Origin of the sequence: Ferrovibrio sp. (genome assembly GCF_964218355.1) — a bacterium.
GTDB lineage: Bacteria > Pseudomonadota > Alphaproteobacteria > Ferrovibrionales > Ferrovibrionaceae > Ferrovibrio.
Map to the genome: position 1 here is coordinate 35,499 of NZ_CAXPMC010000013.1, position 26,538 is coordinate 62,036.

General features: G+C 65.2%; 27 protein-coding genes and 1 tRNA gene. 2 read left to right on the top strand and 26 right to left on the bottom strand.

The features are described 5' to 3' along the window. Positions 1 to 61 precede the first annotated feature (61 nt). From ACEQZY_RS08045 to ACEQZY_RS08070, 6 genes are all read right to left on the bottom strand, one after another. Positions 62 to 2,089 (bottom strand): molybdopterin cofactor-binding domain-containing protein, encoded by a 2,028-nt coding sequence (locus ACEQZY_RS08045; RefSeq protein ID WP_370153492.1) that lies wholly within the window; start codon positions 2,087 to 2,089, stop codon positions 62 to 64. Further along, complete coding sequence (locus ACEQZY_RS08050) at positions 2,086 to 2,544, bottom strand: (2Fe-2S)-binding protein (RefSeq protein ID WP_370153494.1); 459 nt, start codon at positions 2,542 to 2,544, stop codon at positions 2,086 to 2,088. The genes ACEQZY_RS08045 and ACEQZY_RS08050 overlap by 4 nt, the downstream gene beginning before the upstream one ends. A 78-nt stretch (positions 2,545 to 2,622) precedes the next feature. Beyond that, the gene (locus ACEQZY_RS08055) at positions 2,623 to 3,303 is read right to left on the bottom strand and encodes an ABC transporter ATP-binding protein (protein WP_370153496.1); all 681 of its coding nucleotides are present in this window, start codon (positions 3,301 to 3,303) and stop codon (positions 2,623 to 2,625) included. Between the two features lie 7 nt (positions 3,304 to 3,310). Beyond that, on the bottom strand, positions 3,311 to 4,564 hold the full coding sequence (locus ACEQZY_RS08060; RefSeq protein ID WP_341702508.1) for a lipoprotein-releasing ABC transporter permease subunit: 1,254 nt from the start codon (positions 4,562 to 4,564) through the stop codon (positions 3,311 to 3,313). A gap of 16 nt (positions 4,565 to 4,580) precedes the next feature. Continuing rightward, entirely contained in the window at positions 4,581 to 5,906 is a 1,326-nt protein-coding gene (gene proS, locus ACEQZY_RS08065) for a proline--tRNA ligase (protein WP_341702509.1), read from the bottom strand. Between the two features lie 105 nt (positions 5,907 to 6,011). After that, positions 6,012 to 6,386, bottom strand: a complete 375-nt coding sequence (locus tag ACEQZY_RS08070) for a hypothetical protein (protein WP_341702510.1) — start codon at positions 6,384 to 6,386, stop codon at positions 6,012 to 6,014. 288 nt (positions 6,387 to 6,674) lie between these two features. On the opposite strand from ACEQZY_RS08070, the gene ACEQZY_RS08075 reads away from it, so the two are divergent. Next, positions 6,675 to 6,812, top strand: a complete 138-nt coding sequence (locus ACEQZY_RS08075) for a hypothetical protein (protein WP_370153499.1) — start codon at positions 6,675 to 6,677, stop codon at positions 6,810 to 6,812. A 72-nt stretch (positions 6,813 to 6,884) separates the two neighbouring features. On the opposite strand, the gene ACEQZY_RS08080 is transcribed toward ACEQZY_RS08075, so the two are convergent. From ACEQZY_RS08080 to ACEQZY_RS08170, 19 genes are all read right to left on the bottom strand, one after another. Then, entirely contained in the window at positions 6,885 to 7,145 is a 261-nt protein-coding gene (locus ACEQZY_RS08080) for a DUF1467 family protein (protein WP_341702512.1), read from the bottom strand. 15 nt (positions 7,146 to 7,160) lie between these two features. After that, positions 7,161 to 7,565, bottom strand: coding sequence for a methylmalonyl-CoA epimerase (gene mce / locus ACEQZY_RS08085; protein ID WP_341702513.1), 405 nt, complete (start codon positions 7,563 to 7,565; stop codon positions 7,161 to 7,163). A 107-nt stretch (positions 7,566 to 7,672) separates the two neighbouring features. Continuing rightward, the gene (locus ACEQZY_RS08090) at positions 7,673 to 9,334 is read right to left on the bottom strand and encodes a ribonuclease J (protein ID WP_341702514.1); all 1,662 of its coding nucleotides are present in this window, start codon (positions 9,332 to 9,334) and stop codon (positions 7,673 to 7,675) included. Between the two features lie 5 nt (positions 9,335 to 9,339). After that, positions 9,340 to 10,107 (bottom strand): type III pantothenate kinase, encoded by a 768-nt coding sequence (locus ACEQZY_RS08095; protein WP_370153502.1) that lies wholly within the window; start codon positions 10,105 to 10,107, stop codon positions 9,340 to 9,342. Between the two features lie 12 nt (positions 10,108 to 10,119). Next, a complete protein-coding gene (locus ACEQZY_RS08100; protein ID WP_341702516.1) occupies positions 10,120 to 10,857 on the bottom strand; it encodes a biotin--[acetyl-CoA-carboxylase] ligase in 738 nt (245 codons plus the stop codon). Positions 10,858 to 10,894: 37 nt separating this feature from the next. After that, positions 10,895 to 12,355, bottom strand: coding sequence for an NADH-quinone oxidoreductase subunit NuoN (nuoN, locus tag ACEQZY_RS08105; RefSeq protein ID WP_341702517.1), 1,461 nt, complete (start codon positions 12,353 to 12,355; stop codon positions 10,895 to 10,897). A gap of 22 nt (positions 12,356 to 12,377) precedes the next feature. After that, entirely contained in the window at positions 12,378 to 13,892 is a 1,515-nt protein-coding gene (locus ACEQZY_RS08110; RefSeq protein WP_341702518.1) for an NADH-quinone oxidoreductase subunit M, read from the bottom strand. A gap of 18 nt (positions 13,893 to 13,910) precedes the next feature. Then, a complete protein-coding gene (nuoL, locus tag ACEQZY_RS08115; RefSeq protein ID WP_341702546.1) occupies positions 13,911 to 15,842 on the bottom strand; it encodes an NADH-quinone oxidoreductase subunit L in 1,932 nt (643 codons plus the stop codon). A 15-nt stretch (positions 15,843 to 15,857) separates the two neighbouring features. Then, positions 15,858 to 16,166, bottom strand: a complete 309-nt coding sequence (nuoK, locus tag ACEQZY_RS08120; RefSeq protein WP_341702519.1) for an NADH-quinone oxidoreductase subunit NuoK — start codon at positions 16,164 to 16,166, stop codon at positions 15,858 to 15,860. Positions 16,167 to 16,185: 19 nt separating this feature from the next. Continuing rightward, complete coding sequence (locus ACEQZY_RS08125; RefSeq protein ID WP_370153505.1) at positions 16,186 to 16,794, bottom strand: NADH-quinone oxidoreductase subunit J; 609 nt, start codon at positions 16,792 to 16,794, stop codon at positions 16,186 to 16,188. Positions 16,795 to 16,819: 25 nt separating this feature from the next. Continuing rightward, positions 16,820 to 17,308 (bottom strand): NADH-quinone oxidoreductase subunit NuoI, encoded by a 489-nt coding sequence (gene nuoI, locus ACEQZY_RS08130; protein ID WP_341702521.1) that lies wholly within the window; start codon positions 17,306 to 17,308, stop codon positions 16,820 to 16,822. 3 nt (positions 17,309 to 17,311) lie between these two features. Beyond that, a complete protein-coding gene (gene nuoH / locus ACEQZY_RS08135) occupies positions 17,312 to 18,343 on the bottom strand; it encodes an NADH-quinone oxidoreductase subunit NuoH (RefSeq protein ID WP_341702522.1) in 1,032 nt (343 codons plus the stop codon). Further along, positions 18,336 to 20,402, bottom strand: coding sequence for an NADH-quinone oxidoreductase subunit NuoG (gene nuoG / locus ACEQZY_RS08140; protein WP_370153508.1), 2,067 nt, complete (start codon positions 20,400 to 20,402; stop codon positions 18,336 to 18,338). The genes nuoH and nuoG overlap by 8 nt, the downstream gene beginning before the upstream one ends. Positions 20,403 to 20,435: 33 nt before the next feature. Continuing rightward, the gene (gene nuoF, locus ACEQZY_RS08145) at positions 20,436 to 21,734 is read right to left on the bottom strand and encodes an NADH-quinone oxidoreductase subunit NuoF (protein WP_341702524.1); all 1,299 of its coding nucleotides are present in this window, start codon (positions 21,732 to 21,734) and stop codon (positions 20,436 to 20,438) included. A gap of 15 nt (positions 21,735 to 21,749) precedes the next feature. Continuing rightward, positions 21,750 to 22,382, bottom strand: coding sequence for an NADH-quinone oxidoreductase subunit NuoE (gene nuoE / locus ACEQZY_RS08150; protein ID WP_341702525.1), 633 nt, complete (start codon positions 22,380 to 22,382; stop codon positions 21,750 to 21,752). Further along, entirely contained in the window at positions 22,379 to 23,557 is a 1,179-nt protein-coding gene (locus ACEQZY_RS08155; RefSeq protein WP_341702526.1) for an NADH-quinone oxidoreductase subunit D, read from the bottom strand. Before ACEQZY_RS08155 ends, nuoE begins: the two co-directional genes overlap by 4 nt. A gap of 1 nt (position 23,558) precedes the next feature. After that, positions 23,559 to 24,200 (bottom strand): NADH-quinone oxidoreductase subunit C, encoded by a 642-nt coding sequence (locus ACEQZY_RS08160; protein ID WP_341702527.1) that lies wholly within the window; start codon positions 24,198 to 24,200, stop codon positions 23,559 to 23,561. Between the two features lie 10 nt (positions 24,201 to 24,210). Beyond that, positions 24,211 to 24,774, bottom strand: a complete 564-nt coding sequence (locus tag ACEQZY_RS08165) for an NADH-quinone oxidoreductase subunit B family protein (protein ID WP_370153511.1) — start codon at positions 24,772 to 24,774, stop codon at positions 24,211 to 24,213. Continuing rightward, positions 24,771 to 25,136: an NADH-quinone oxidoreductase subunit A gene (locus tag ACEQZY_RS08170; RefSeq protein WP_341702548.1), complete on the bottom strand. Its 366-nt coding sequence runs from the start codon at positions 25,134 to 25,136 to the stop codon at positions 24,771 to 24,773. The genes ACEQZY_RS08165 and ACEQZY_RS08170 overlap by 4 nt, the downstream gene beginning before the upstream one ends. 330 nt (positions 25,137 to 25,466) lie before the next feature. On the opposite strand from ACEQZY_RS08170, the gene ACEQZY_RS08175 reads away from it, so the two are divergent. Beyond that, positions 25,467 to 26,306, top strand: coding sequence for a glycosyltransferase (locus ACEQZY_RS08175; RefSeq protein ID WP_370153513.1), 840 nt, complete (start codon positions 25,467 to 25,469; stop codon positions 26,304 to 26,306). Positions 26,307 to 26,397: 91 nt separating this feature from the next. Here the strand turns inward: ACEQZY_RS08175 and ACEQZY_RS08180 are convergent. Then, positions 26,398 to 26,474, bottom strand: a tRNA-Asp gene (locus ACEQZY_RS08180). Positions 26,475 to 26,538: the final 64 nt, after the last annotated feature.

Consider the following 26,538-nt stretch of genomic DNA (forward strand, 5'->3'; position numbering starts at 1 on the left):
CACAGCCATTTGCCGGGCGATCAGGGTAACAAATGCCGCGCTCGAATAATCGGTCACGGCATCACGTCGGAGACAGCGGACTGTAAGGCAGGGTCGATACACGGCGGCCGGTTGCCGCCGCGATGGCATTCGTCACGGCCGCCACCGCGACCATCCCGGTCTCGCCGGCACCGGCCGGCGCAGCACCGGGCGGCGCAATCAGTTCGATATCGATGGCCGGCATGGCATCTATGGTCGGGATCGGATAATCGGCAAAAGTATAGGCAGCGACCCGGCCATCCTCAATTGGCAGCCGCTCGGTCAGCACCATGCCGGCCCCCCACAGCAGGTTTCCCTCTATCTGGGCACGCACCTGATCCGGGTTGATCACCAGCCCGCTGTCCTGCACGCAGTACATGCGCCGCAGGTTCACGGCGCCGTCGGCAGCAATGCCGATATCGGCAATCACTGCGGCAAAGCTGCTCTCCTTGTAAATGCCGCAGGCAACACCCCGGCCGAAACCGCCCCCCATGCGCGGCTGCCGGATCCAGCCGGCCAGATCGGCTACACGCCGCAGACAGGCTTTCAGTCGTTCATGCTGCGGATCGAGATTGGCCAGCCGGTATTGCAGTGGGTCCTGACCTGCCAGGGCCGCAAGCTCGTCAATGGCGGATTCAATGGCAAAGCCGTTCGGGCCGGCCCCGAGGCCGCGCCACGGGCCGGTATCGACCGGCAGACGAATATCAGAGAATTCCACGCGCATGCGTGCGGCCGCATAGGGCGGCAGGGCGCCACGCGCCACCCCCGGATCTTTCACCAGGCTGGTCACCATCTGCATCCACGGCGGCATGGCCGCCGAGGTGAAGATCACATGGCCGGAACAGAAGCCGTGCCACCAGTCAGTGATCCGCCCATCCCCGTCCAGGCGGGCACGGATGCGGTGGGACGAGGGCGGGCGGTGAAAGCCATTGACGAATTCGGCGGCACGGCTCCATTGCACCTTGACCGGCCTGCCGGCCACTTCAGCCAGCAGCGCGGCTTCCAGTTCCTGCCGCACGATGGTGCGTGCCCCGAAACCGCCGCCGATGCGGCAGGGATGCACCAGCACACGGTCCGCCGACAGGCCAAATTGCCGCGCCAGCGTTTCGCGCACGAAAAAGGCATCCTGCGTGCCGGTCCAGACTTCCAGTTGCACATCCGCCCCACGTTGATGCCATTGCGCCACCGCGCTGCGCGGCTCGATCTGGGCATGGGCCGCGAAAGGCGTGTCGTACCGCCGGTCGAGCGTCCAGCCGGCCTCCGTATCGACGGCATCGCCACGCAGCCGGTGTTCCAACCTGCCCCGGCGCATCGCCGCATCGATATCGAGGTCGGGCATGGCCCGTGCCGCCTCCGGCCGTTCCAGCGAGATGGCATGCAGCGGTCCGGGATGATCGGACAGCAGGCCGCGCCGCCCATCCGACAGTTCGACCCGCCGCAGGCCGGGCACCGGTTCGGGCGGCTCTGCGCCGGCCGGCAGCACCAGACCGAACAGCATGCCGGGCAGTTGTGTATCTCCGGCATAAAGCGGTTTGCCGGTTACGATATCTGCAATCCTTTCGGTCGGCCGGCTCTTGCCGACATGGCGGCACGCCTCTCCGCCATGCAGGCTGCGCAGGATCACCGGCTGGCCCTGGTCGTGGATTTCCGTATCCGCGCCGCCGCGTTTCAGATGTTCGCGAAGCAGGGCCGCGGCGCGCGCCACCGGCTCGGCGAAATCCTTCATGCTGTCGCTGCCGACCGTCGACTTGACCGGCACAATGCTGGCCGTATCGGGCAGTACGACCTCGATCCGCTCCAGTTCGCAATCGAGCTCTTCGGCCACGATCTGGCGCAGGCCGATGCTGATGCCCTGCCCCATCTCCTGACGCGGCAGCAGAAGCTGCAACCGCCCGTCCGGCAGCAGCCGCAGCCAGGCGATCCGCGCCTCGGCCGGGGGCATGCCACGGGTGGGCAGGGCCGGCAACGGATTGAAGGCGCAGGCCGGGGCCGCAGCAAAAACGGTGATGCCTGCGGCGATGCGGGCGGCATGCGCCAGCAGGCGGCGGCGCGACATGGCCGAGGCAGTCATGGCTGCTGTCCCGCTGCGCGATGAATGGCTTTGCGGATCCGCTGATAGGTGCCGCAACGGCACAGGTTGCCCGCCATGGCCGCATCGATGGCGGCATCGTCCGGTTGGGGGGTGTGCCGCAGCAGCGCCGCGGCGGCCATGATCTGCCCGGCCTGGCAGTAACCGCATTGCGGTACGCTTTCGGCAATCCAGGCCTGCTGCAGCGGGTGCAGGGCATCTCCGGCAGCGAGACCTTCGATTGTGGCAATCTCGTGCCCGGCCGCATCGGCCGTACGGACCTGACAGCTGCGAACCGCGACCCCGTCCATATGCACCGTGCAGGCACCGCACAAACCCTGGCCGCATCCGAATTTTGTGCCGGTCAGGCCCAGCGTTTCCCGCAGAATCCACAGCAGTGGGTCGTCGGCAAGCGGGTCGGGAATCTCAGCCGGACGGCCATTGACGGTGATCTGCATGGCAGGCTCCCTGTTTCTGAGCCTGCAGTATTGGGCGGAATGGGACTGCCGTATTGAACGATCGCGCCAGACTGCTGCCTAGGCTGCCTGCAGCAATCCCTCGTGCAGGGAAACGATCCGGTCCATCCGTCGGGCCAGATCGAGATTGTGGGTGGCGATCAGGGCACCGATCCGCGCCCCGCGCACCAGCCCGGTCAGCTCGCCGAACACGATATCGGCGGTCTTCTCATCGAGATTGCCGGTCGGCTCGTCGGCCAGCAGCAGGTCGGGCCGGCCGACCACGGCGCGGGCGATGGCGACGCGCTGCTGCTCGCCACCCGACAGACGGGCCGGCCGGTGCTTCAGCCGGTGCGACAGGCCGAGCTGGTCGAGCAGTTTGCCGGCCGTGGCGACCGCCTCGGTCCGGCCCTGCCCGCGTACCCGCAGCGGCATGGCGGCATTCTCCAGGGCCGAGAATTCCGGCAGGAGATGGTGATACTGGTAGACGAAGCCGATGCGGTTGCGGCGGACCAGGGTCCGCTGGTGATCGCCCATGCGGCTGCAATCCTCGCCGCCGATGACGATGCGGCCGTCGCTGGGCCGTTCCAGCAGGCCGGCGATATGCAGCAGGGTCGACTTGCCCGAACCCGACGGTCCCAGCAGGGCAACGATCTCGCCCGGCCGCACCGTGAGGTCGACACCGCGCAGCACGGCAATCTCTTCCCCACCCTGGCGGAAGGTGCGACGGATGCCCGCTAGGGTGAGGACGGCCTTCCTCATGGCATCGTTACTCATACCGGAGGGCCTCCACCGGATCGAGACGGGCGGCGCGCCAGCTGGGATACAGCGTCGCCAGCAGCGACAGGGCCAGCCCCATGCCCACCACGGCCATGACCTGGGTATTGTCGACCTGGGCCGGCAGCTTGGACAGGAAATAGATCTCGGCCGAAAACAGCTCGGTGCCGGTCAGGCCCTGCAGCCACTGGCGGATGCTTTCGATATTCAGCGCGAAGCTGATCCCGAGCACGAAGCCGGCCGCCGTACCCAGCACGCCGATGCTGGCACCGGCGATCACGAAAACCCGGAGGATGCTGGCGCGCGAGGTGCCCATGGTGCGCAGGATGGCGATATCCCGTCCCTTGTCCTTCACCAGCATGATCATGCTGGAAATGATGTTGAAGGCGGCCACCACGATGATCAGGGTCAGGATCAGGAACATCACGTTGCGCTCGACCTCCAGCGCATTCACGAAATGGGCATTGGCCTGCTGCCAGTCATACAGGCGGTAGCCGGGTCCGAGAGCCTGGCCGATCTCGCGGGCGGCACGGCGTGCGGCCTGGGGATCGACCAGCCGCACTTCCACGGCGGAAGCCTGCCCGGGCATGCGGAAATAGGTCTGGGCCACTGCAAAGGGCATGTAGACGAAGTTCGAATCATACTCGAACATGCCGACATCGAAGATCGCCGCAACCGGATAGCGGGCCAGCCGCGGTACCGTGCCGAAGGGGGTCGCCGTGCTCTGCGGCGAAATCAGGGTGATCTGGTCGCCGAGCCGCAGCCCCAGCTTGCGGGCCAGCCGGTGGCCGATGGCAACCCCGTCCGCCCCGTCGAAATCTGCCAGGCTGCCCGCCCGGATGCCGTTGGCAATGGCGCTTTCCCGGCTCAGGTCGCTGCCGCGCACACCACGCACCACCACGCCGGCGGCAACGTTGTTGGCGGTTGCCATCACCTGCCCCTCGATCATCGGGTTGGCCAGCGTCACGCCCGGCAGCCGGCCGACCGTGCCGGCGATCTGGTCGTAATCCCGGATCGTCAGGGCATTCTCGGCATTGATGGTCAGATGCCCGTTCAGGCCAAGGATGCGCCCGACCAGTTCGGCCCGGAAACCGTTCATCACGCTCATGACGATGATCAGGGTTGCCACCCCCAGCATGATGCCGAGGAAGCTGAACACCGCGATCACCGAGATGAAGCCCTCCTGCCGTCGCGCCCGCAGATAGCGCAGGGCCAGCATCCATTCGAAACGCGAGAAGAAAGGCATGCGGGATCCGGTCCGGTTACGTCCTGGCGGCCGCCAGCTTGTTCAGCACGGCATCGAAAGAAAGCTCTTCCTTCGCGCCGGTGGCACGGTTCTTCACTTCCGCCACGCCGGCCTTCAGGCCGCGCGGACCGACCGTCACCTGCCAGGGCAGGCCGATCAGGTCCATGGTGGCGAATTTGGCGCCGGCGCGCTCGTCACGATCGTCATACAGAACATCAAGGCCGGCCGCTTTCAGCTTGCCGTACAGGTCCTCGCAGGTGGCGTCGCAATCGGCATCGCCGACCTTCAGGTTGATCAGGCCGACATGGAAAGGCGCTACGCTCATCGGCCAGATGATGCCGGCCTCGTCATGACTGGCCTCGATGATGCCGCCGACCAGGCGCGATACGCCGACGCCGTAGGAACCCATCTCCAGTGTGATCTGCTCGCCATTCGGACCGGGAACCACCGCCCCCATGGGTTTGGAGTATTTGGTGCCGAAATAGAAGATATGGCCGACCTCGATGCCGCGGGCGGCCACCTGGCGGTCTTTCGGCAGCGCCTCGAACCGGGCGGCATCATGCTTCTCTTCCGTGGCCGCATAGGGCGCGGTCCATGAATCGACCAGCGGCTGCAGGTCGGCACTGTAATCGACACCCTCGCCCAGCACGTCGCGCTCGATCAGGGCCCTGTCGCAGAACACGCCGCTTTCGCCGGTTTCGGCCAGCACGATGAATTCGTGGCTGAGGTCGCCGCCGATCGGCCCGGTATCGGCCTGCATCGGGATCGCCTTCAGGCCCAGCCGCGCGAAGGTACGCAGGTAGGCGACGAACATGCGGTTGTACGAACGCCGGGCGCCGGCCTGGTCGAGATCGAAGGAATAGGCATCCTTCATCAGGAATTCGCGGCCGCGCATGACGCCGAAGCGCGGGCGCACCTCGTCGCGGAATTTCCACTGGATGTGGTAGAGGATTTTCGGCAGATCGCGGTAGCTCTTGAACTCCGCGGCGACGATGTCGGTCAGCATTTCCTCGTTGGTGGGGCCGTACAGCATCGGCCGCTCGTGGCGGTCGGTGATGCGCAGCATCTCCTTGCCGTAATCCTCGTAGCGGCCGCTCTTCTGCCACAGCTCGGCCGACTGGATGGTCGGCATCAGCAGTTCCTGCGCACCGGCATTGTCCTGCTCCTCGCGCACGATCTGCTCGATCTTCTTCAGCACCCGGTGGCCGAGCGGCAGCCAGGCATAGATGCCGGCAGCGGTCTGCCGGACCATGCCGGCCCGCAACATCAGCCGGTGGCTGACGATCTGGGCTTCACTGGGATTTTCCTTGAGAACGGGCAGGAAGTAGCTGCTGAGCCGCATGATTTGTCGCTGTCCTGTCGGGCTACGGATGTGGCAGGGGTATTGGGGCGTTTTTAAGGCGCCCCCTGCCCGGCAGCAACGGTCGGGCCCCGCCGGGCCGGCTGTTTATCGCGGCTTTGCCGGCTGTTTCAGCTGTTCGGCACAGGCGGCGGCGATTGCCGTCTCGGCGGATCCGTCCACCGGCCGGCCATCGAAGGCGAGCCTGCCGGTGGCGGGGTCGATGGTCACCCTGCTGACCGACAGCTCCGAATCCCCCACCCTGGCCGGCGCCCTGCTGCCCATCAGGGTGCTGAGCGGGATGGTCACATCGAGGGTCAGCAGGCCATCCAGCGGCAGCGGATTGCTGCCAGGCAGCTCTGCCGGGGCCACCGGGCGGCCATGGACGTCCTGCCCGGGCTGGTAGCTGACGCCGGCATCGGGCCGGTGCGCCACGGCGCCGCCGCGCCGGGCCAGCAGGCGCCGGCAATCCTCCGCCGACATCTGCAGCGCCCCCGGCAAATCTCCGCCGCCCCCCCGAATCCGGGGTGATTCGGCAGCCCGGGGCATTTCCGGCCCGGTCAGCATCAGCGTGAAAATTGCAAAAACGGTAAAGACCCTCATTTTTCCACCGTAGCGGGTCGCGATTAAGATTCTGTGAGGGGACTGTAACTTTTCGGATGACACCGCTTTCATCAATCGGTATATAAAATACGCAACCGCTTGGTAACAGGCGGCCCAAGTCTGGGGAGGCTTAAACTTACCCGTGCGAGACGGGGTCCGGAGCGAGGCATGTCCTTGCTCCTTTCTTTTTTCTGGCTCCCCGATTGGTCGGCATCTGCCTATGGTGCCATCGAAAATCCTGAAGAAACCGCCCGCCGGATCGGCATGATCCTGCCGATATCCGGATTGCACCACCACAGGTGGTGAGTTCTGCTGCCTGCTCCAGGTTTCACGACCTGGCTGCCCGCCTGCGAGTCGCCGGCCCGGCCCGGCATCGCCTCAGCCGCGGCCGAACAGCTCGTTCAACTCCAGCAGGTCATAATATCCGGCCGCGAAATACATCCCGAACAGCACAAGGCTGATCAGCAGGGTCACCCCGGCCTTGAACCAGAGCCGGGGATTCACCGGTGCCGAATCCGCCTGACCCGGCAGCTTTTCCTCGCCGGCCTCATCTGCCGTCTTCACCCCCACCGGCAGCATGCAGAAGAACACCACCATGTAGATGATGATGAAGGCGATGCTGTTGTTGAACCAGGTCATCGGTGAACAACCGGATCAGATCTGCTCGATCTCGACCAGGGTGCCACAGAAATCCTTCGGATGCAGGAACAGCACCGGCTTGCCGTGGGCGCCGATCTTCGGCTCGCCATCGCCCAGCACCCGGGCCCCCTCGGCCTTCAGCCTGTCGCGGGCTGCGATGATATCGTCGACCTCATAGCAGACATGGTGCATGCCGCCCGACGGGTTGTTGGCGAGGAACTTGGCGATGGGGGAATTGTCGCCCAGCGGATGCAGCAGCTCGATCTTGGTGTTCGGCAGCTCGACAAACACCACCGTCACGCCGTGATCCGGCTCGTCCACCGGCTGCGACACCTTTGCCCCCAGGGTGTTGGCATAGGTGGCCGCGGCGGCGGCAAGGTTGGGAACGGCAATGGCGACATGGTTGAGGCGGCCGATCATGATGGTCGTTTCCTGCTGGTCTCTGGAGTTTCTTACCGCATTGCAATATGAGGCCGGCAGGCCGGTCCGGCAAGATGCGGAATGTCGCAGAGCCCCGCCGCCTGCCCCTACGGCAGCCGGGTCACCAGAACCTGGGTGATCGGCTTGCGGCCGGTCTCGCCGCGCAGGCCGGCCCGCACCGCCCGGATCGCCGCCTGCTCCAGCGCCGCGTCGTCGCGCTGGGCGCCGGGCCGCAGCCTGTCGATTGCCGCGGCAACGGCCTCGCCAAGTTCCCCGGCCACCTCGTCAGGCTCGAAATTCACCACGCCGGACAGCCGCACCTGCGGCGGCGCCTGCAGCCGGCCGTTGCCATCCACCACCAGACTGACCGAGGCGGCACCGTTGAAGGCCAGTTTGCGGCGGACCTGCAGCGCGCCGCCCTGGGCGGGCACCAGGTCCTCGCCATCGACCGCCAGCCGGCCGGCCGGCACCTGCTCGATCACCTCCGGCGCGCCGGGGCCCAGCCGGATCAGGTCGCCGTTGCGCGGCACGATGCCATGGGGCACCTGCAGGCTGCGGGCAAATCGGGCATGCTCGACCAGATGGCGCGGCTCACCATGCACCGGAATGGCAATCTGCGGCCGCGCCAGCGCATACATCTCGGCCAGCTCGTCGCGCGACGGATGGCCGGAGACATGGATGAAGGCATCCTTCTCGGTGATCACTTCGATACCGCGGCGGACCAGTTCGTTATGCAGGCCATAGAGCGTCCGCTCGTTGCCGGGGATGATCTTCGAGGAAAAGGCCACGGTATCGCCCGGCGACAGCACCACATGAGGATGGCTGTCAAAGGCGATCCGGGCCATGGCGCCCCGCGGCTCGCCCTGACAGCCGGTGCAGACATACAGGATCTTCTCGCGCGGCAGGAAGCCGGCCTCGCGCTCATCCACCAGGTTCGGGATATGGTGCAGGTAACCATTCTCGCGTGCCGCCGCCATGAAACGGTGCAGCGACCGGCCGATCAGGCAGACATGGCGCCCCAGATGATCGGCCACCGAGAAAATCGCCTCCAGCCGCGCCAGGTTTGACGAGAAGGTCGTCACTGCGATGCGGCCGGGCTTGTCGGCCAGCACCTTCATCAGGCTGTCGCGCACATCGCCTTCCGACCCCGAGGTGCCGCGGTTGAACACATTGGTGCTGTCGCAGACCAGTGCCAGTACTCCGCGATCGCCATAGCCACGCAGGGTGTCGGTCTCGGTCTGCGGGCCCAGCACCGGGCGCGGATCGAGCTTCCAGTCGCCGGTATGCAGCACCACGCCACGCGGCGTCTCGATGGCCAGCGCCTGGCTCTCCGGCGTCGAATGGGTGATGTTCATCGAGCGGATCTTGAATGGCCCCAGTTCGATCAGGTCGCCCGGCTCGTAGATATGGACGGGAACCTCATCCTCCATACCCTTCTCGGCCAGCTTGCGCCGCAGCACGCTGGCGGCAAAGCCGGTGGCCCAGACGGGGCATTGCAGGTCGTCCCACAGATGGCTGATGGCGCCGAGATGATCCTCATGGGCGTGGGTCAGGACGATGCCGAGCAGCCTCTCGCGTCGCCCGGCAATCCAGCTGATATCCGGCACCACGAGGTCGACGCCCGGCATGCCCTCGTCGGCAAAGCTGGTGCCGAGGTCGACCATCAGCCACTGGCCGCCATAGCCATAGAGATTGAGATTCATCCCGATCTCGTTCACCCCGCCAAGCGGCAGGAAATACAGACTGTTCCTGTCGAGGCGTTCCGACATCGTGCCTACTTCACCGTGCTGCGGCGATAGATTTCGATCAGGCCGCGCACGGTGATGTCCGGCACGATCCGCTCGATCACCTGGGTCGAGCCCTCGAAGACCGGCGCCAGGCCACCGGTGGAAATCACCTTCATCGGCCGGCCGAATTCCTCGCGGATGCGGGCGACGATCCCCTCGATCAGGCCGACATAGCCCCAGAACACGCCGGAATGCATGCAGGCCACGGTGGTGGTGCCGATCACCTGCTTCGGCTTCTCGACCACGATACGCGGCAGCAGGGCCGTGGCATTGACCAGCGCCTCGATGGACAGGTTGATGCCCGGTGCGATCACGCCGCCGCAATAGGCCCCGGCCTCGTCGACCACGTCGAAGGTGGTGGCGGTGCCGAAATCGACGATGATCATCGGCGTTTCCGGAAACAGGATCGCGGCACCCACGGTGTTGCAGATGCGGTCGGCGCCGGCCCCCTGCCCCTTGACCTCGATGCCGTATCGGACATTCGGCTCGCCCAGCACCAGCGGCTCGACATCGAAATAGCGGGTGCAGAGCCGGCGCAGGTTGAAGGTGGCCTGCGGCACCACGCTGCCGATGATCGCCGCCGTGATGCTTTTCGGGTCGATCCCCTCGATCTGCATCAGTTGCAGCAGCCAGACGGCATGCTCATCGCCGGTGCGCATCGCCGAGGTATGCTGGCGCCACTCGCCGACGATGCGGTCGCCGTCGATCACCCCGAACTTGACGTTGGTGTTGTTGGCGTTGATGGCGAGCAGCATTGGGTCTCTCCCTCAGGCGGCCGGAAACACGTCGCCGGCGGTGACGGCCTGCCGGCTGCCGTCCGGCAATTCCAGCAGCAATGCCCCGCTTTCGTCCAGTGCCGCGAAACGGCCGCGCAATTCGCTGTCCGGCAGGCGCACAACAACCTCGCGACCGATTCCCTGCGCACGGGCCAGCCAGGCCTCCCGCACCGGCGCGAATCCCTCGCTGCGCCAGCGGCCGAGCCAGTAACCCAGCCGGGCCAGCAGCCAGCCGGCAAAATCCTCGGGCAGCACGGCCACACCATGGGCCGACAGCGCCGTGGCCGCATAGGGCGTGTCGGGCGGGAAATGGGCCAGATTGACGCCGATCCCGACGATCACCCAGTCGAGACCGCCATCCGGCGCCGTACGCGATTCCAGCAGGATTCCCGCGATCTTGGCGCCAGCAACCAGCACATCATTCGGCCATTTGCAGGTCACCTGCCCGCGCAGCGCGGGCGCAGCGAGATCCAGAGCCTCGGTCACCGCCACCGCCACCAGGAAGGACAGCCGTGCAGCCTCTGCCGGCGTCACCCGCGGCCGCAGCAGCAGCGACAGGAACAGGTTGCCTTCGGGGGAGTCCCAGCTGCGCCCCCGGCGCCCGCGGCCGGCCGTCTGCCGCCGGGCCAGCACCGCCAGCCCTTCCGGCGCACCGGCTTCGGCCCGGCGCCGGACTTCCTCGCTGGTACTGTCGAGGCTGTCGAAAGCCTGCAGGCTCCAGGCTGTCATGCCGTGCCGGCGGCCGCCCCGGTCAGCCGCTTCCCCGTCAGGGGAACAGCGCCCTGGCGGCGGTTTCAGCGGCGGCCAGCAGCGGCCCCGGCAGCACGAAGAACAGAATGGTGAACAGGCCGGTCACCGTCATCACCGCCCCCAGCTCGCCGCGCACCGGCTTGGCCAGCGGTTCGGCCGCATCGTCGAAATACATGATCTTGATGATGCGCAGGTAGTAATAGGCACCGACCACCGAGCTGAGCACGCCGATCACCGCCAGCGTATAGAGATGGGCATTGATCGCGGCCATGAAGATGTAGAACTTGCCGAAGAAGCCGGCCAGCGGCGGCACGCCTGCCAGCGAAAACATGAAGGCCGCCAGCAGCAGCGCCATGCCCGGATGGGTCTTCGACAGGCCGGCCAGATCCTGGACGCCCTCGACCATCTGGTCCTTCTGGCGCATGGCGAGGATGCAGGCGAAGGTGCCGACATTCATGGCCAGATAGATCGCCAGATAAATCAGGATGCCGCGCACCCCTTCTTCCGTGCCCGCAGCCAGACCGACCAAGGCATAGCCGACATGGCCGATGGAGGAATACGCCATCAGGCGTTTGATGTTGGTCTGCGCGATGGCAGCAAAGGCGCCGAGGATCATGCTCAGTGCGCTGATCACGATGACGATCTGCTGCCACTCGCCAACGATCTCGCCGAACGGGCTGAGCAGCGCGCGGACAAACAGGGTCATCGCCGCCACTTTCGGCGCCACGGCGAAGAAGGCCGTTACCGGGGTTGGCGCACCCTCGTAGACATCCGGGGTCCACATGTGGAACGGCACCGCCGAGACCTTGAAGGCGAGGCCGGCACTGAGGAAGACGATACCGATGACCAGGCCGATCGAGGCCTGGCCGCCGCCGGTCAGGGCCGCGGACAGGCTCTGGGCGATCAGCGGGAAACTGGTGCTGCCGGTGAAACCGTAGATCATCGAGCAGCCGTAAAGCAGCATGCCGGACGACAGGGCACCAAGCACGAAATATTTCAGGCCGGCCTCGGTGGCACGGCTGGAATCGCGCTTGAAGGCCGCCATCACATAGAGGGACAGCGACTGCAGCTCGATACCGAGATACAGTGCGATCAGGTCGTTGGCCGAAACCATCATCAGCATGCCAATGCTGGCCAGCAGGATCAGCACCGGATATTCGAACCGTTCCATCCGCTCGTAACGGATGAATCCGAGCGACAGGATCACGGCAAAGGCCGAGCCCAGCAGGATCAGGATCTTGGCGAAGCGGGCAAAGCCGTCGACCACGAACAGGCCCTCGAAGGTCGTCTGCTGTGCCGTTGGCAGGCAGGTCACCAGCGCCATGGTCACAGCGAGGATGGCCACCGCCAGCCAGGAAACCAGCCGGGTGGAACCGTCGCCGCGGAAGACGCCGAACATCAGCAGCGCCATGGTCGCGATGGCGAGCCAGATCTCCGGATAGGCAGGCGCGAGGGCCGGGAGCGAAATTGCGGTCACGGGACTACTCCTGTCTTCCGCCTTAGCGGGCCGCGGTGGCAACCGCCTTCGCGGCCGCCAGTGCGGTCTGATGCTGATCGAGCAGGTTCTGGACCGAGACGGCCAGAACGTCGAGGAACGGTGCCGGATAGATACCCATCCACAGGGCAAGGATCACCAGGGGCGCAAAGGTGGCGATCTCGCGCGGATTCATGTCCAGCATCGCCTTGACATCATCCTTGTTCAGCTCGCCGAACACCACGCGGCGATACAGCCACAGGGCATAGGCGGCCGACAGGATCACGCCGGTGGTGGCGATCAGGGCGACCCAGGTATTGGCCTGGAAGGCGCCGACCAGGGTCAGCAGCTCGCCGACGAAGCCGCCGGTGCCCGGCAGGCCGACATTGGCCATGGTGAACAGCATGAACACCAGGGCGTATTTCGGCATGTTGCTGGCAAGGCCGCCATAGCGGGCGATCTCGCGGGTATGCAGGCGGTCGTAGACCACGCCGACGCAGAGGAACAATGCACCCGAGACGATGCCATGGCTGAGCATCTGGAAGATGGCGCCCTCGATGCCCTGGGTGTTGAGCGCAAAGATGCCCATGGTGACGAATCCCATATGCGCCACCGAGGAATAGGCAATCAGCTTTTTCATGTCTTCCTGCATCAGCGCCACCAGCGAGGTGTAGACGATGGCGATGACGCTGAGCGCGAAGACAAAAGGTGCGAAATACTCCGAGGCCAGCGGGAACATCGGCAGCGAGAAGCGCAGGAAGCCGTAGCCACCCATCTTCAGCAGCACGCCGGCAAGGATCACTGAGCCTGCGGTCGGCGCCTCGACATGGGCATCCGGCAGCCAGGTATGCACCGGCCACATCGGCATCTTCACTGCGAAGGATGCGAAGAAGGCCAGCCACAGCCAGATCTGCGCCGTGCCCGAAAACAGCCCGGTCTTCATCAGGCTCGGAATGTCGGTGGTGCCGGCGGTGAAGTACATATACAGGATCGCCAGCAGCATCAGCACCGAGCCGAGCAGCGTGTAGAGGAAGAACTTGAAGCTGGCATAGATGCGGCGCTTGCCGCCCCAGATGCCGATGATCAGGAACATCGGGATCAGGCCGGCCTCGAAGAACAGGTAGAACAGCACCAGGTCCAGCGCGCAAAAGACGCCGATCATCAGGGTTTCCATGACCAGGAAGGCGATCATGTATTCCTTGACGCGGGTGCCGATGGCGTCCCACGAGGCCAGGATGCACAGCGGCATCAGGAAGGTGGTCAGGATGACGAACAGCATCGAGATGCCGTCGACACCCATATGGTAATTGATGCCGGCGCCGATCCAGTCGGTCTTCTCGACGAACTGGAAGGATGCCGTGGTGTTGTCGAAATTCAGCCAGATCAGCAGCGATACCAGGAAGGTGATCGTGGTGGTCCACAGGGCGACCGAGCGGGCATTGCGGGCCGTGATCTCGTCCGGCCCGCGCGCCAGCAGGATGAAGGCGGCGCCAACCAGTGGCAGGAAGGTGACGATCGACAGCAGGGGCATACTCGACATGGTTCCTCGCTCCCCCGCTCAGTGGCCTGACACGGTGAAGAAATAGGTCACCAGCACCGCCACGCCGATCAGCATGGCAAAGGCATAGTGATAGACGTAGCCGGACTGCAGCACCGAGGCGCGGCGGGCCAGCCGGATCACCGCGGCGGCAAAGCCGTCCGGGCCGAAGCCGTCGATGATCCTGCCATCGCCACCCTTCCACAGCACACGGCCGAGCCACATGGACGGGCGGACGAAGACCAGATTGTACAGCTCGTCGAAATACCACTTGTTCAGCAGGAACTGGTACAGCAGCGTATGCTGGCTGGCGACCCGGCCCGGCAGGGCGGTGTCGCGGATATAGGCCCACCAGGCCACCGCGATGCCGACGATGCCGACGATGATCGGGCCGATCTTGACCAGCAGCGGCACGTGATGGGCTTCCTCCATCGCCTTGTGGCTGTCGAGGATCAGGATCGAGCTGCCCCAGAATTCCTTCCAATGATGGCCGATGAAGCCGTCGGCGAAGAGAATACCGGCGAACACCGCGCCCACGGCCAACACGCCCAGCGGCAGCAGCATCACCAGCGGGCTTTCATGCACGTGTTCCATCACGTGATGATCGGCCCGCGGCGCACCGTGGAAGGTCATGAACAGCAGCCGCCAGGAATAGAAGGCGGTCAGGATTGCCGCCGCCATGCCCATCACATAGGCGAACTGCCCGACCCCGCTGCCGGATGCAAAAGCGACCTCGAGGATCATGTCCTTGGAATAGTAGCCGGCGAAGATCGGGAAACCGGCCAGTGCCAGGCTGCCGATCCACATCATCACATAGGTGACCTTGATATGCTTCCACAGGCCGCCCATCCGGCGCATGTCCTGCTCGCCGTCGACGGCATGGATCACCGAGCCGGCACCGAGGAACAGCAACGCCTTGAAGAAGGCATGGGTGAACAGGTGGAAGATGGCGGCCGGATAGGCCGAGACGCCCAGCGCGAAGAACATGTAGCCGAGCTGCGAACAGGTCGAATAGGCGATCACCCGCTTGATGTCGTTCTGCGCGAGGCCGATGGTGGCGGCGAAGAAGGCGGTCGAAGCGCCGATGACGGTGACGAAGGCCAGCGTGTCGGGCGCATATTCGAACAACGGCGAGCAGCGCGCCACCATGAAGACGCCGGCCGTGACCATGGTCGCGGCATGGATCAGGGCCGAAACCGGGGTTGGGCCTTCCATCGCATCCGGCAGCCAGGTGTGCAGGCCGAGCTGGGCCGATTTGCCCATGGCGCCAAGGAACAGCAGGAAGGTAGCGACCGTCAGGATGTCCCAGTCCTTCCACAGGAAATGGAAGGTCTTGCCGGCGAGATCCGGGGCGGCGCCGAACACCGTCTCGAAGCTGACCGAGCCGGTGGCGAAAAACAGCGTCATGATGCCGAGTGCGAATCCGAAATCGCCGACACGGTTGACCACGAAGGCCTTGATCGCCGCCGCATTGGCCGAGGGCTTCTTAAACCAGAAACCGATCAGCAGATAGGAGGCGAGGCCGACGCCCTCCCAGCCCATGTAGAGCTGGACGAAATTGTCCGCCGTGATCAGCATCAGCATGGCGAAGGTGAACAGCGACAGATAGGCGAAGAAGCGCGGGCGGTGCGGATCGTGGCTCATGTAGCCGATCGAATAGACATGCACCACGGCCGACACGGTATTAACCACCACCAGCATCACGGCGGTCAGCTGGTCGATCTTCAGCGCCCAGTCGACGCGGAAATCGCCCGAGTAAATCCAGTCGAGCACCTTCACGGTGACGACCTGCTCCTGGCCGATCACCAGGTAGAAAGCGACCCAGGACAGCACGGCCGCCAGACAGACCGAGCCGGTGGTCAGCGCCATCGCCGCGGCATCGCCGATGCGACGGCCGCCAAGGCCGGCCAGGATCGCGGCCAGCAGCGGCAGGAAAACGATCAGATGGTACATCGTCATCGTGCCGCCTCAGCCCTTCATCATGTTGATGTCTTCAACCGCGATGCTGCCACGGTTGCGGAAATAGACCACCAGGATGGCCAGACCGATCGCCGCCTCGCCGGCCGCCACGGTCAGCACGAACAGCGCGAAAACCTGGCCGACCAGGTCATGCAGGTGGGTCGAAAACGCCACCAGGTTCAGGTTCACCGCCAGCAGCATCAGTTCAACCGACATCAGGATGACGATGACGTTCTTGCGGTTGAGGAAGATGCCGAACACGCCCAGTGTGAACAGGATCGCGGCGACGGTCAGGTAATGTCCGAGTCCGATGGTCATGATCTGCGTCCCGATCCGTTCATATGCCCTGGTGGGGTTCGACCTTGCGCACCGCCACGGCATCCTCGCGGCGGCGGCTGACCTGCTCGGCGATGCTCTGGCGCCGCACGCCCGGCCGCGACCGCAGGGTCAGCACGATGGCGCCGATCATGGCGACCAGCAGGATCAGCCCGGCACCCTGGAACAGGTAGATATACTTCGTGTACAGCACCGCACCCAGGGCATGGGTATTGGTCACCTCGGCCGGCACCGGCGTGGTGGCCACCTGCTGCGCTGCCGGGCTGATCACCCAGCCGCCCAGCACCAGCAGCAGCTCGATCAGCAGGATGAAACCGATCAGGCCGCCGATCGGCAGATACTGCAGGAAGCCCTGGCGCAGTTCGACGAAGTTGATGTCCAGCATCATGACGACGAACAGGAACAGCACGGCGACGGCGCCGACATAGACGATCACCAGGATCATCGCCAGGAATTCCGCGCCCATCAGGACGAACAGTCCGGCCGCGTTGAAGAAGGCCAGGATCAGGAACAGCACGCTGTGCACCGGGTTGCGCGAGGCGGTCACCATGAAAGCCGAAGCCACGGTGATCGCCGCGAACAGGTAGAAGGCCAAGGCCTGGATAATCATCGTTAACCCCCTCGCCTGCGTGCGCTCAGCGATACGGCGCGTCGGCGGCGATGTTGCGCGAAATCTCGTATTCCCAGCGCTCGCCATTCGCCAGCAGCTTGTCCTTGTCGTAGAACAGCTCCTCGCGGGTTTCGGTGGCGAACTCGAAATTCGGCCCCTCGACGATGGCGTCCACCGGGCAGGCTTCCTGGCAGAAGCCGCAGTAGATGCACTTGGTCATGTCGATGTCGTAACGCGTGGTGCGGCGCGAGCCATCGTCGCGCGGTTCGGCCTCGATGGTGATCGCCTGGGCCGGGCAGATCGCCTCGCACAGCTTGCAGGCAATGCAGCGTTCCTCGCCGTTGGCGTAGCGGCGCAGCGCATGCTCGCCGCGGAAGCGCGGGCCGAGCGGACCCTTCTCGTACGGGTAATTCACCGTCGCCCGCTTCTTGAACATGTAGCTGAAGGTCAGGCCCAGTCCCTTCACCACTTCCCAGAGGAAGATCGTGCGGGCACCGCGATCGAGCAGAGCCATGGCTTACACCCCTTTCGGCAGCAGGTCGAAGGCGATGAGAACGCCCGCGGTGGCCACCACCCAGAACAGTGAAAACGGCAGGAACACCTTCCAGCCCAGGCGCATCAGCTGGTCGTAGCGGTAGCGCGGCACGGTGGCGCGCACCCAGATGAAGACGAACAGCAGCACGAAAATCTTCAGGCAGAACCAGATGACGCCCGGGATCCAGTTGAACGGCGCGACGTCGAAGGGCGGCAGCCAGCCCCCGAGGAACAGGATCGTGGTCATGCCCGACATCAGGATCATGTTCGCGTATTCGCCGAGGAAGAACAGGGCGAAGGTCATCGACGAATATTCGACCTGGTAACCGGCAACCAGTTCGGCTTCGGCTTCCGGCAGGTCGAAGGGATGCCGGTTGGTCTCGGCCAGCGCCGAGATGAAAAAGACGACGAACATCGGGAACAGCGGCAGGGCGAACCACACCGTCTTCTGTGCCTCGACGATGGCACTCAGATTGAGCGAGCCGACGCAGAGCAGCACGGTGATGATCACGAAGCCCATCGAGACTTCATAGGACACCATCTGCGCCGAGGAGCGCAGCGCGCCGAGGAAGGCGTAGCGCGAATTCGACGACCAGCCGGCGATGATGATGCCGTAAACGCCCAGCGACGAGATGGCGAAGAGATACAGGATGCCGACATTGATGTTGGCGATCACCCAGCCCTCGCTGACCGGAATCACCGCCCAGGCGATCAGCGCGAGAATGAAGGTGATGCAGGGAGCCGCCACGAACAGGAACTTGTTGGCGCCCGAAGGGATGATCGGCTCCTTGAAGATCAGCTTGACCGCATCCGCGAAGGGCTGCAGCAGGCCGAAGGGCCCGACCACATTGGGGCCCATGCGCAGCGACATCGCCGCCAGCACCTTGCGTTCCATCAGGGTGAGATACGCCACCGCGATCAGCAGCGGCACCACCAGCAGCAGGATATGGACGAGGATCACCCCGCCCGGGAAGACGTAGCCCGTCCAGAGAATGTTCCAGAAACCGTCAGTCATGGGTCCCCGTCTTCGGCAAGGCCGCACCCTTCGCGATGGCGGAGCACTCGGCCATCGTGGCCGAGGCGCGGGCGACCGGATTGGTCAGGTAGAAATCGGCCACCGGCGAGACGAACGGCGCATCGCCCGCCGTCCCTGCACTGCCGAAAGCCGCCCAGGCAGCCGGCGTGATCTGGTCGACGGCACCGAAATGCGGGGCGATCTCCAGCATGCGCCGGCGCAGCATGCCCAGGTTGTCATAGGGCAGCTTGTGGCCGACCGCTTCCGACAAGGCACGGATGATCGCCCAGTCGTCACGCGCCTCGCCCGGCGGCGCCGCGGCGCGGCGTCCCAGCTGGACCCGCCCCTCGGTATTCAGCCAGGTGGCATCCTTCTCGGTATAGGCGGCACCCGGCAGGATGACGTCGGCACGTTTCGCGCCGGCATCGCCATGGCTGCCCTGGTAGATCACGAAAGCAGAGCCGAGTTTCGCGGTGTCGATCTCGTCGGCCCCCAGCAGGTACACCGCCTTGATGTCGCCGGCCTGCGCGCCGGCGAGGATACCGGCCACATCCTTTCCACCCTGACCCGGCACGAAGCCAAGATCCAGTCCGCCGACGCGGGCGGCAGCCGTGTGCAGCATGTTGAAGCCGTTCCAGCCATCCTTCACCAGGCCGCAGCCATCCGCGATCTGCCTGGCCAGCGCCAGCACGGCGGCGCCATCGGCACGGGCAATCGCGCCCTGACCGAGAATCAGCATCGGCTTCTGCGCTGCCTTCAGCACACCGGCAAAGGCGTTACGGCCCTCGGCGATCTCCTTCAGCGTCGCGGCGCCGGCGCCGAGATAATCGTATTTGTAGGTCAGCGCCGGCTGGTCGGCGCCGATCAGGGCGATCTTCACCTTGCCGGTCAGGAAGCGCCGGCGGATACGGGCGTTGATCAGCGCGGCCTCGCGCCGCGGATTGCTGCCGACGATCAGGATGGCATCGGCCTCGTCGATTCCGGCAATGGTGCTGTTGAACAGCCAGCCGGCACGGGCGGCCGGGTCGATCTGCGCGCCATCCTGGCGGCAGTCGAGGCTGGCCGAGCCCAGCTTGCCCATCAGGTCCTTCAGCGCGGTCATGCTCTCGGCGCAGACCATGTCGCCGGCAATTGCCGCGATCTGGCTGCCCTGCAGGCCCTTCAGTCCGGCCGCAACCGCGGCAAAGGCCTCGCCCCAGCTGGCTTCCTGCAGCCTGCCGTCCCGGCGCACATAGGGCCGGTCGAGGCGGCGTGCCTTCAGGCCGTCATAGGCAAAGCGGCTCTTGTCGGAGAGCCATTCCTCGTTCACGTCCTCGTTGACGCGCGGCAGGATGCGCATCACCTCGCGGCCGCGCACATCGACACGGATATTCGCGCCGACCGCATCCATCGCATCGATGCTCTCGGTCTTGCGCAGCTCCCACGAGCGCGCGGTGAAGGCGTATGGCTTCGAGGTCAGCGCCCCGACCGGGCAGAGATCGATGACATTGCCCGACAGTTCGGAGGTCATCGCCTGCTCGAGATAGGTGGTGATCTGCATGTCCTCGCCGCGGCCGATGGCGCCGAGTTCCGGCACGCCGGCCACTTCCTGGGCGAAGCGGACGCAGCGCGTGCAGTGGATGCAGCGGGTCATCACCGTCTCGACCAGCGGCCCCATATACTTGTCCTTGACCGCGCGCTTGTTCTCGTCATAGCGCGACGAGCCGCGGCCATAGCCCATGGCCTGATCCTGCAGGTCGCATTCGCCGCCCTGGTCGCAGATCGGGCAGTCGAGCGGATGGTTGATCAGCAGGAATTCCATCACGCCTTCGCGGGCTTTCTTCACCAGCGGGGTGTCGGTCTTGATCACCATGTTGTCGGCGGCCGGCATCGCGCAGGAGGCGATCGGCTTCGGCGCCTTCTCCTGCTCGACCAGGCACATGCGGCAATTGCCGGCAATGCTGAGGCGCTCGTGATAGCAGAAGCGCGGGATTTCCTTGCCGGCGGCCTCGCAGGCCTGCAGCACGGTGGTGCCCGGCTCGACCGTCACCTGGATCCCGTCAATGGTCAACGTCGGCATGCGCTACCCTTCCCGCCTACACTCAGTCCGCCGTCACTCAGCCGCCGCCGGCAGAACCGGCTGCCCGCCATGATAGGCGTCGATGCGGCGTTCGATCTCGCCGCGGAAATGCCGGATCAGCCCCTGGATTGGCCACGCCGCGGCATCGCCCAGCGCGCAGATCGTATGGCCTTCCACCTGCGTGGTGACCTCGAGCAGCATGTCGATCTCGCGCTTCTCGGCGCGGCCCTGCACCAGGCGCTCCATCACCCGCCACATCCAGCCGGTGCCCTCGCGGCACGGCGTGCACTGGCCACAGGATTCATGCTTGTAGAATTTCGACAGCCGGGCGATGGCGCGGACGATATCCGTCGACTTGTCCATCACGATGACGGCGGCGGTGCCGAGACCGGATTTCTGCGCGCGCAGGCTGTCGAAATCCATCAGCACGTCGTCGCAGATGGCCTTGGGCAGCAGCGGCACGGAAGATCCGCCCGGGATCACGGCCAGCAGGTTGTCCCAGCCGCCGCGCACGCCGCCGGCATGCTTCTCGATCAGCTCCTTCAGCGGAATCCCCATCTCCTCTTCCACGTTGCACGGATTGTTGACGTGGCCGGAGATGCAGAAAACCTTGGTGCCGGTGTTGTTGGGACGGCCGATGCCGGCAAACCACTCGCCCGAACGGCGCAGGATGGTCGGCACCACCGCAATGCTTTCGACATTGTTCACGGTGGTCGGGCAGCCCCAGACGCCCATATTGGCCGGAAACGGCGGCTTCAGGCGCGGCTGGCCCTTCTTGCCTTCCAGGCTTTCGATCAGCGCGGTTTCCTCGCCGCAGATATAGGCGCCGGCGCCGCGGTGGACGAAAACGTCGAAGTCATACCCCGAACCGCAGGCATTCTTGCCGATCAGACCGGCCGCATAGGCCTCGTCGATGGCGGCCTGCAGATTCTCGGCCTCGCGGTAGAACTCACCGCGGATATAGATGTAGGCGGCCACCGCGCGCATGGCGAAGCCGGCCAGCAGGCAGCCCTCGACCAGCTTGTGCGGATCGTGCCGCATCATGTCGCGGTCCTTGCAGGTGCCGGGCTCGCCCTCGTCGGCATTGACCACGAGATAGCTCGGCCGGCCATCCGACTGCTTGGGCATGAACGACCATTTCAGGCCGGTCGGGAAACCGGCGCCGCCGCGACCGCGCAGGCCGGACTTCTTCATCTCCTCGATGATCCAGTCCTGGCCCTTGAGGATCAGGTCCCTGGTGCCGTCCCAGTCGCCGCGCTTGCGCGCGCCTTCCAGCCGCCATGACTGGTGGCCGTAGAGATTGGTGAAGATGCGGTCCTTGTCCTGCAGCATGGGGCTGGCTCCGCCTCAGTCGTCGCTGCCGCCGCCGGCGGCCGCGAAAGTGGTCAGGGTGGTGACGCCGCCCTTGGGCTCGGACGACAGCCGGCCGTTCTGCGGACCCGGCTTCGGCGTCTCGCCGCGCTTCAGCGCTTCGAGAATCCGGCCGGTGCTTTCCTCGTCGAGGTCCTCGTAGAAATCATCGCCCAGCTGCAGCATCGGCGCATTCACGCAGGCGCCGAGGCATTCCACCTCGATCACGGTGAACTGGCCGTCGGCCGTGGTTTCGCCCGGACCGACGCCAAGATGCTTTTTGCAGGCCGACAGCACCTTGTCGGAACCGCGCAGCCAGCAGGGCGTCGTCGTGCAGACCTGCACGAAATGCTTACCCACCGGGGCGAGGTTGTACATCGTGTAGAAGCTGGCCACTTCCAGCACGCGGATCGGCGCCATGCCGAGCAGCTCGGCAATGTGGCGGATCGCCGCCTGCGGCACCCAGTTGTCGTGCTGGCGCTGCGCAATGTCGAGCAGCGGCATCACCGCGCTCTGCTGGCGGCCTTCCGGATACTTGGCGATATGCTGCTTTGCCAGCGCCATGTTCTCCGGCGTGAAGCTGAAGCTGGCAGGCTGCAGCTCCGGGGGCGCGATATGGACGCCACTCATCGGTCGATCTCCCCGAACACGATATCCATGTTGCCGACGATGGAAACGGCATCGGCCAGCATGTGTCCCTTCGACAGGAAATCGGTGGCCTGCAGATGCGGGAAACCCGGGGCGCGGATGCGGCAGCGATACGGCTTGTTGGAACCGTCCGACACCAGGTAGACGCCGAACTCGCCCTTCGGTGCCTCGACGGCGGCATAGGCCTCGCCTTCCGGCACGTGATAGCCCTCGGTGTAGAGCTTGAAATGGTGGATCAGCGCTTCCATCGAACGCTTCATCTCGCCGCGCTTGGGCGGCACCACCTTGCGATCGTCGGAGGCGATGGGTCCGCCGGGCAGCGTCTCGATCACCTGGCGGACGATGCGGGCAGACTGCCGCATTTCCTCGATGCGGCAGAGATAACGGTCGAAGCAGTCGCCGTTCTTGCCGACAGGGATGTCGAAATCGTACTTCTCGTAGCCGTCATAGGGCTGAGCCTTGCGCAGGTCCCAGGCAACGCCCGAGCCACGCAGCATGACGCCGGAGAAACCCCAGTCCATCGCGTCCTTGTCGCTGATCACGCCGATATCGACGTTGCGCTGGCGATAGATGCGGTTCTCGGTCAGCAGGCCCTCGATGTCGTCGATCACCTTGAGCATGCGGTCGAGATACTTGTAGATGTCCTCGGCCATGCCCTTGGGCATGTCCTGGTGCACGCCGCCGGGCCGGAAATAGGCGGCATGCATGCGGGCGCCGGAAACGCCCTCGTAGAATTCCATCAGCTTCTCGCGCTCCTCGAAACCCCACAGGGCCGGCGTCATGGCGCCGCAGTCGAGGGCATGGGTGGTCACGTTCAGCAGATGGTTGAGCAGGCGGCCGATCTCGGCAAACAGCACGCGCACCGCCTGGCCGCGCGCCGGTACTTCCAGGCCCAGCAGCCGCTCGGTGGCCAGTGCAAAGGCATGCTCCTGGTTCATCGGCGCGACATAGTCGAGCCGGTCGAAATACGGCACGGCCTGCAGGTAGGTCTTGTGCTCGATCAGCTTCTCGGTGCCGCGATGCAGCAGGCCGATATGCGGATCGCAGCGTTCGACGATCTCGCCGTCCAGCTCCATCACCAGGCGCAGCACACCGTGGGCCGCCGGATGCTGCGGCCCGAAATTCACCATGTAATTGGCGATCGTGACTTCGGCCATTCTACTTGGCTCCCTCGTCCGCCTTCTCGTCGCCCGGCAGCACATACTGGGCGCCTTCCCACGGGCTCATGAAATCGAAGCGCCGGAATTCCTGCTGCAGCTGCACGGGTTCGTAGACCACGCGCTTCTGCTCCTCGTCGTAGCGCACCTCGACATAACCGGTCAGCGGGAAGTCCTTGCGCAGGGCATGCCCCTCGAAACCGTAATCCGACAGGATGCGGCGCAGGTCCGGATGGCCGGAGAACATCACGCCGTACATGTCCCAGACTTCGCGCTCGAACCAGCCCGCGGACGAGAACACGCCGGTCACCGACGGCACCGGGGTTTCCTCGTCGGTCTGCACCTTCACGCGGATGCGCTGGTTCAGCTTCATGCTGAGCAGATGATAGACCACGTCGAAGCGTTTCGGCCGCTCCGGCCAGTCGACACCCAGCACATCGACCAGGATGGTGAACTGGCAGTTGCCGTCGTCGCGCAGGAAAGTCAGCAGCTTGACGATGCGGTCGGCCAGCGCCGAGACGGTCAGCTCGCCATGGGCAATCGACCAGTCGAGCACATCGTTGGGCAGGCTGGCGGCGACATGTTCGCCCAGATCCCGCAATGCCTGTTCCTGTTCGCGCAGGATCGCCTTGCTGTCGGTCATCGGCGCGTCCTCAGCGGGCAATGGTGCCGGTGCGACGGATTTTCTTCTGCAGCTGCAGAAGACCGTAGACCAGCGCCTCGGCGGTCGGCGGGCAGCCCGGCACGTAGACGTCGACCGGCACGATGCGGTCGCAGCCGCGCACCACCGAATAGGAATAGTGATAGTAGCCGCCGCCATTGGCGCAGCTGCCCATCGAGATGACATAGCGCGGCTCGGCCATCTGGTCGTACAGCTTGCGCAGGGCCGGCGCCATCTTGTTGGTCAGGGTGCCGGCCACGATCATGACGTCGGACTGGCGCGGCGAGGCCCGCGGCATCGCCCCGAACCGGTCGAGATCGTAGCGCGCCATGTAGGCGTGGATCATCTCGACGCCGCAGCAGGCCAGGCCGAAGGTCATCGGCCACAGCGAGCCGGTGCGGGCCCAGTTGGCCAGCTTGTCGAGCGAGGAGATCACCACGCCCTTGTCGGCCAGTTCGTCCGACAGGTCCTTGAAGAAGGCATCCTGCGAGGCGCCGGAGGCCTGGCTGTCCCGGCTGGCCGGCACCTTGTCGGTATTGTTCATTGCGCTGCTCATTCCCATTCCAGCGCCCCCTTCTTCCACTCGTAGATGAAGCCGACGGTCAGCACGCCCAGGAAGATCATCATCGACCAGAAGCCGAAGGCGCCGATTTCGCCCAGCGAGATGGCCCAGGGGAACAGGAAGGCGACCTCAAGGTCGAAGATGATGAAAAGGATGGCCACGAGGTAGAAGCGGACATCGAACTGCTTGCGCGAGTCGCCGAAAGGCTCGAATCCGCACTCGTAGGTCGAATTCTTCTCGGGGTCCGGGTTGACCTTGGCGGCCACGAAGGGCAGCAGGGCCAGAACGGCAGCCAGCACGATGGCAAGGCCAAGGAACAGCAGGATCGGCAGATATTCCCGTAGCAGGGCGTCCACGGTCATTCCCCTCCGAAAAACGCGTTATGCCCGGACGGGTCCCACCCTGCCCGAGGTCGAGGCTGTTCTAGCCGTTTATTTGCCGCGCCGCAACACGCTCCGCCGGGCAAAAATCCGGCGCAAGTTGCAGAGGCAGAAACGATTTTTTATGTCACCGCAGTATACGGACCATGCTGCCGCCCGGCGCGGCGCGAATCAGGGCCGGCTGTTGTCGCCAGGCAGCGCCACCGGTGGTCTTGCCGGGCCGTCGCCGGTAGTATCCGCAGCAGGGGGCCGGCGCGTCTGCAGCCGGACAGCTGTTCGTGGCTTTTCCTGGGGGTGCCGGTGACCATGCCGGAGAAAATTTCAGTCATCGTTTCAACCTACAACAACCCGCAGGTCCTCGAGATGGTGCTGCGGTCGCTGGCCGCGCAGCGCCGGCGCGGCAGCACCGCCTACGAGGTCGTGGTCGCCGATGACGGCTCCGGGCCGGATACCGCCGCCCTGATCGGGCGCCTGCGCGGGGAGCTGGATTATCCGCTGCTGCATGCCTGGCAGGCGGATACCGGTTTCCGGCTGGCCGAATCGCGCAACAACGCCCTGCTGGCGGCCAGCGGCGACTATGTCGTCTTCATCGACGGCGACTGCCTGGTGCTGCCCGATTTCATCGCCACCCATGCCCGGCTGGCCCAGGCCGGCTGCTTCGTGGCCGGCGCGCGCTGCTATATCAAGAAGCGCAAGACCGCCGCGATCCTGGCGGCGCCGCAACGCTGGTGGCGGCCATCCCGCCTGCCCTGGTTCTTCCGCGCCCTGCTGGGCGGCGCCAACCGGCCCTTCCAGCTGCTTGCCCTGCCCGACACGGCACGGCGCCACCGCCATCCCGGCCGCTGGCAGAAGGTGCAGACCTGCAATCTCGGCGTCTGGCGCGCCGATATCGAACGGGTGGACGGCTTCGACGCCACCTATGTCGGACACGGCCTTGAGGATTCCGATTTCATCCTGCGGCTGCTGCGGGCCGGCCTGCGGCGCAAATCCGGGCGTTTCGCCAGCGTGGTGCTGCATCTGTGGCATCCCCGCCCCGGCGCGGTGCAGAGTCCGAATGTCGGCCACTTCCAGGCCCTGCTGGACAGCGGGCGGACCCTGCCGGTGACCGGTCTGGCCGCCCTGCGCGACAAGGCTGCGGCAGCCTGACCGCCGCGCACCGGCCCTGACTGCCGCGACGCCGTCCGGTCAAGGCCACAGGCCTTCAAAGCACTGGATTGTCAGGATTTTTGCTGCGGAATGGCGAGAGTGACGGGACTTGAACCCGCGACCTCCGGCGTGACAGGCCGGCGCTCTAACCAACTGAGCTACACCCCCGCAGCGGCGGCGGTTTTATGCTTGGCCCGGGACAATGTCAAGCACGCCCCGGGCCTTAATCACA

Excerpts from the sequence above, each read along its gene's own strand:
- ACEQZY_RS08045 (WP_370153492.1), bottom strand. The coding sequence starts at position 2,089 with ATGACTGCCTCGGCCATGTCGCGCCGCCGCCTGCTGGCGCATGCCGCC.
- ACEQZY_RS08050 (WP_370153494.1), bottom strand. The coding sequence starts at position 2,544 with ATGCAGATCACCGTCAATGGCCGTCCGGCTGAGATTCCCGACCCGCTT.
- ACEQZY_RS08055 (WP_370153496.1), bottom strand. The coding sequence starts at position 3,303 with ATGAGGAAGGCCGTCCTCACCCTAGCGGGCATCCGTCGCACCTTCCGC.
- ACEQZY_RS08060 (WP_341702508.1), bottom strand. The coding sequence starts at position 4,564 with ATGCCTTTCTTCTCGCGTTTCGAATGGATGCTGGCCCTGCGCTATCTG.
- proS (WP_341702509.1), bottom strand. The coding sequence starts at position 5,906 with ATGCGGCTCAGCAGCTACTTCCTGCCCGTTCTCAAGGAAAATCCCAGT.
- ACEQZY_RS08070 (WP_341702510.1), bottom strand. The coding sequence starts at position 6,386 with ATGTCGGCGGAGGATTGCCGGCGCCTGCTGGCCCGGCGCGGCGGCGCC.
- ACEQZY_RS08075 (WP_370153499.1), top strand. The coding sequence starts at position 6,675 with ATGTCCTTGCTCCTTTCTTTTTTCTGGCTCCCCGATTGGTCGGCATCT.
- ACEQZY_RS08080 (WP_341702512.1), bottom strand. The coding sequence starts at position 7,145 with ATGACCTGGTTCAACAACAGCATCGCCTTCATCATCATCTACATGGTG.
- mce (WP_341702513.1), bottom strand. The coding sequence starts at position 7,565 with ATGATCGGCCGCCTCAACCATGTCGCCATTGCCGTTCCCAACCTTGCC.
- ACEQZY_RS08090 (WP_341702514.1), bottom strand. The coding sequence starts at position 9,334 with ATGTCGGAACGCCTCGACAGGAACAGTCTGTATTTCCTGCCGCTTGGC.
- ACEQZY_RS08095 (WP_370153502.1), bottom strand. The coding sequence starts at position 10,107 with ATGCTGCTCGCCATCAACGCCAACAACACCAACGTCAAGTTCGGGGTG.
- ACEQZY_RS08100 (WP_341702516.1), bottom strand. The coding sequence starts at position 10,857 with ATGACAGCCTGGAGCCTGCAGGCTTTCGACAGCCTCGACAGTACCAGC.
- ACEQZY_RS08110 (WP_341702518.1), bottom strand. The coding sequence starts at position 13,892 with ATGTCGAGTATGCCCCTGCTGTCGATCGTCACCTTCCTGCCACTGGTT.
- nuoL (WP_341702546.1), bottom strand. The coding sequence starts at position 15,842 with ATGTACCATCTGATCGTTTTCCTGCCGCTGCTGGCCGCGATCCTGGCC.
- nuoK (WP_341702519.1), bottom strand. The coding sequence starts at position 16,166 with ATGACCATCGGACTCGGACATTACCTGACCGTCGCCGCGATCCTGTTC.
- ACEQZY_RS08125 (WP_370153505.1), bottom strand. The coding sequence starts at position 16,794 with ATGATTATCCAGGCCTTGGCCTTCTACCTGTTCGCGGCGATCACCGTG.
- nuoI (WP_341702521.1), bottom strand. The coding sequence starts at position 17,308 with ATGGCTCTGCTCGATCGCGGTGCCCGCACGATCTTCCTCTGGGAAGTG.
- nuoH (WP_341702522.1), bottom strand. The coding sequence starts at position 18,343 with ATGACTGACGGTTTCTGGAACATTCTCTGGACGGGCTACGTCTTCCCG.
- nuoG (WP_370153508.1), bottom strand. The coding sequence starts at position 20,402 with ATGCCGACGTTGACCATTGACGGGATCCAGGTGACGGTCGAGCCGGGC.
- nuoF (WP_341702524.1), bottom strand. The coding sequence starts at position 21,734 with ATGCTGCAGGACAAGGACCGCATCTTCACCAATCTCTACGGCCACCAG.
- nuoE (WP_341702525.1), bottom strand. The coding sequence starts at position 22,382 with ATGAGTGGCGTCCATATCGCGCCCCCGGAGCTGCAGCCTGCCAGCTTC.
- ACEQZY_RS08155 (WP_341702526.1), bottom strand. The coding sequence starts at position 23,557 with ATGGCCGAAGTCACGATCGCCAATTACATGGTGAATTTCGGGCCGCAG.
- ACEQZY_RS08160 (WP_341702527.1), bottom strand. The coding sequence starts at position 24,200 with ATGACCGACAGCAAGGCGATCCTGCGCGAACAGGAACAGGCATTGCGG.
- ACEQZY_RS08165 (WP_370153511.1), bottom strand. The coding sequence starts at position 24,774 with ATGAGCAGCGCAATGAACAATACCGACAAGGTGCCGGCCAGCCGGGAC.
- ACEQZY_RS08175 (WP_370153513.1), top strand. The coding sequence starts at position 25,467 with ATGCCGGAGAAAATTTCAGTCATCGTTTCAACCTACAACAACCCGCAG.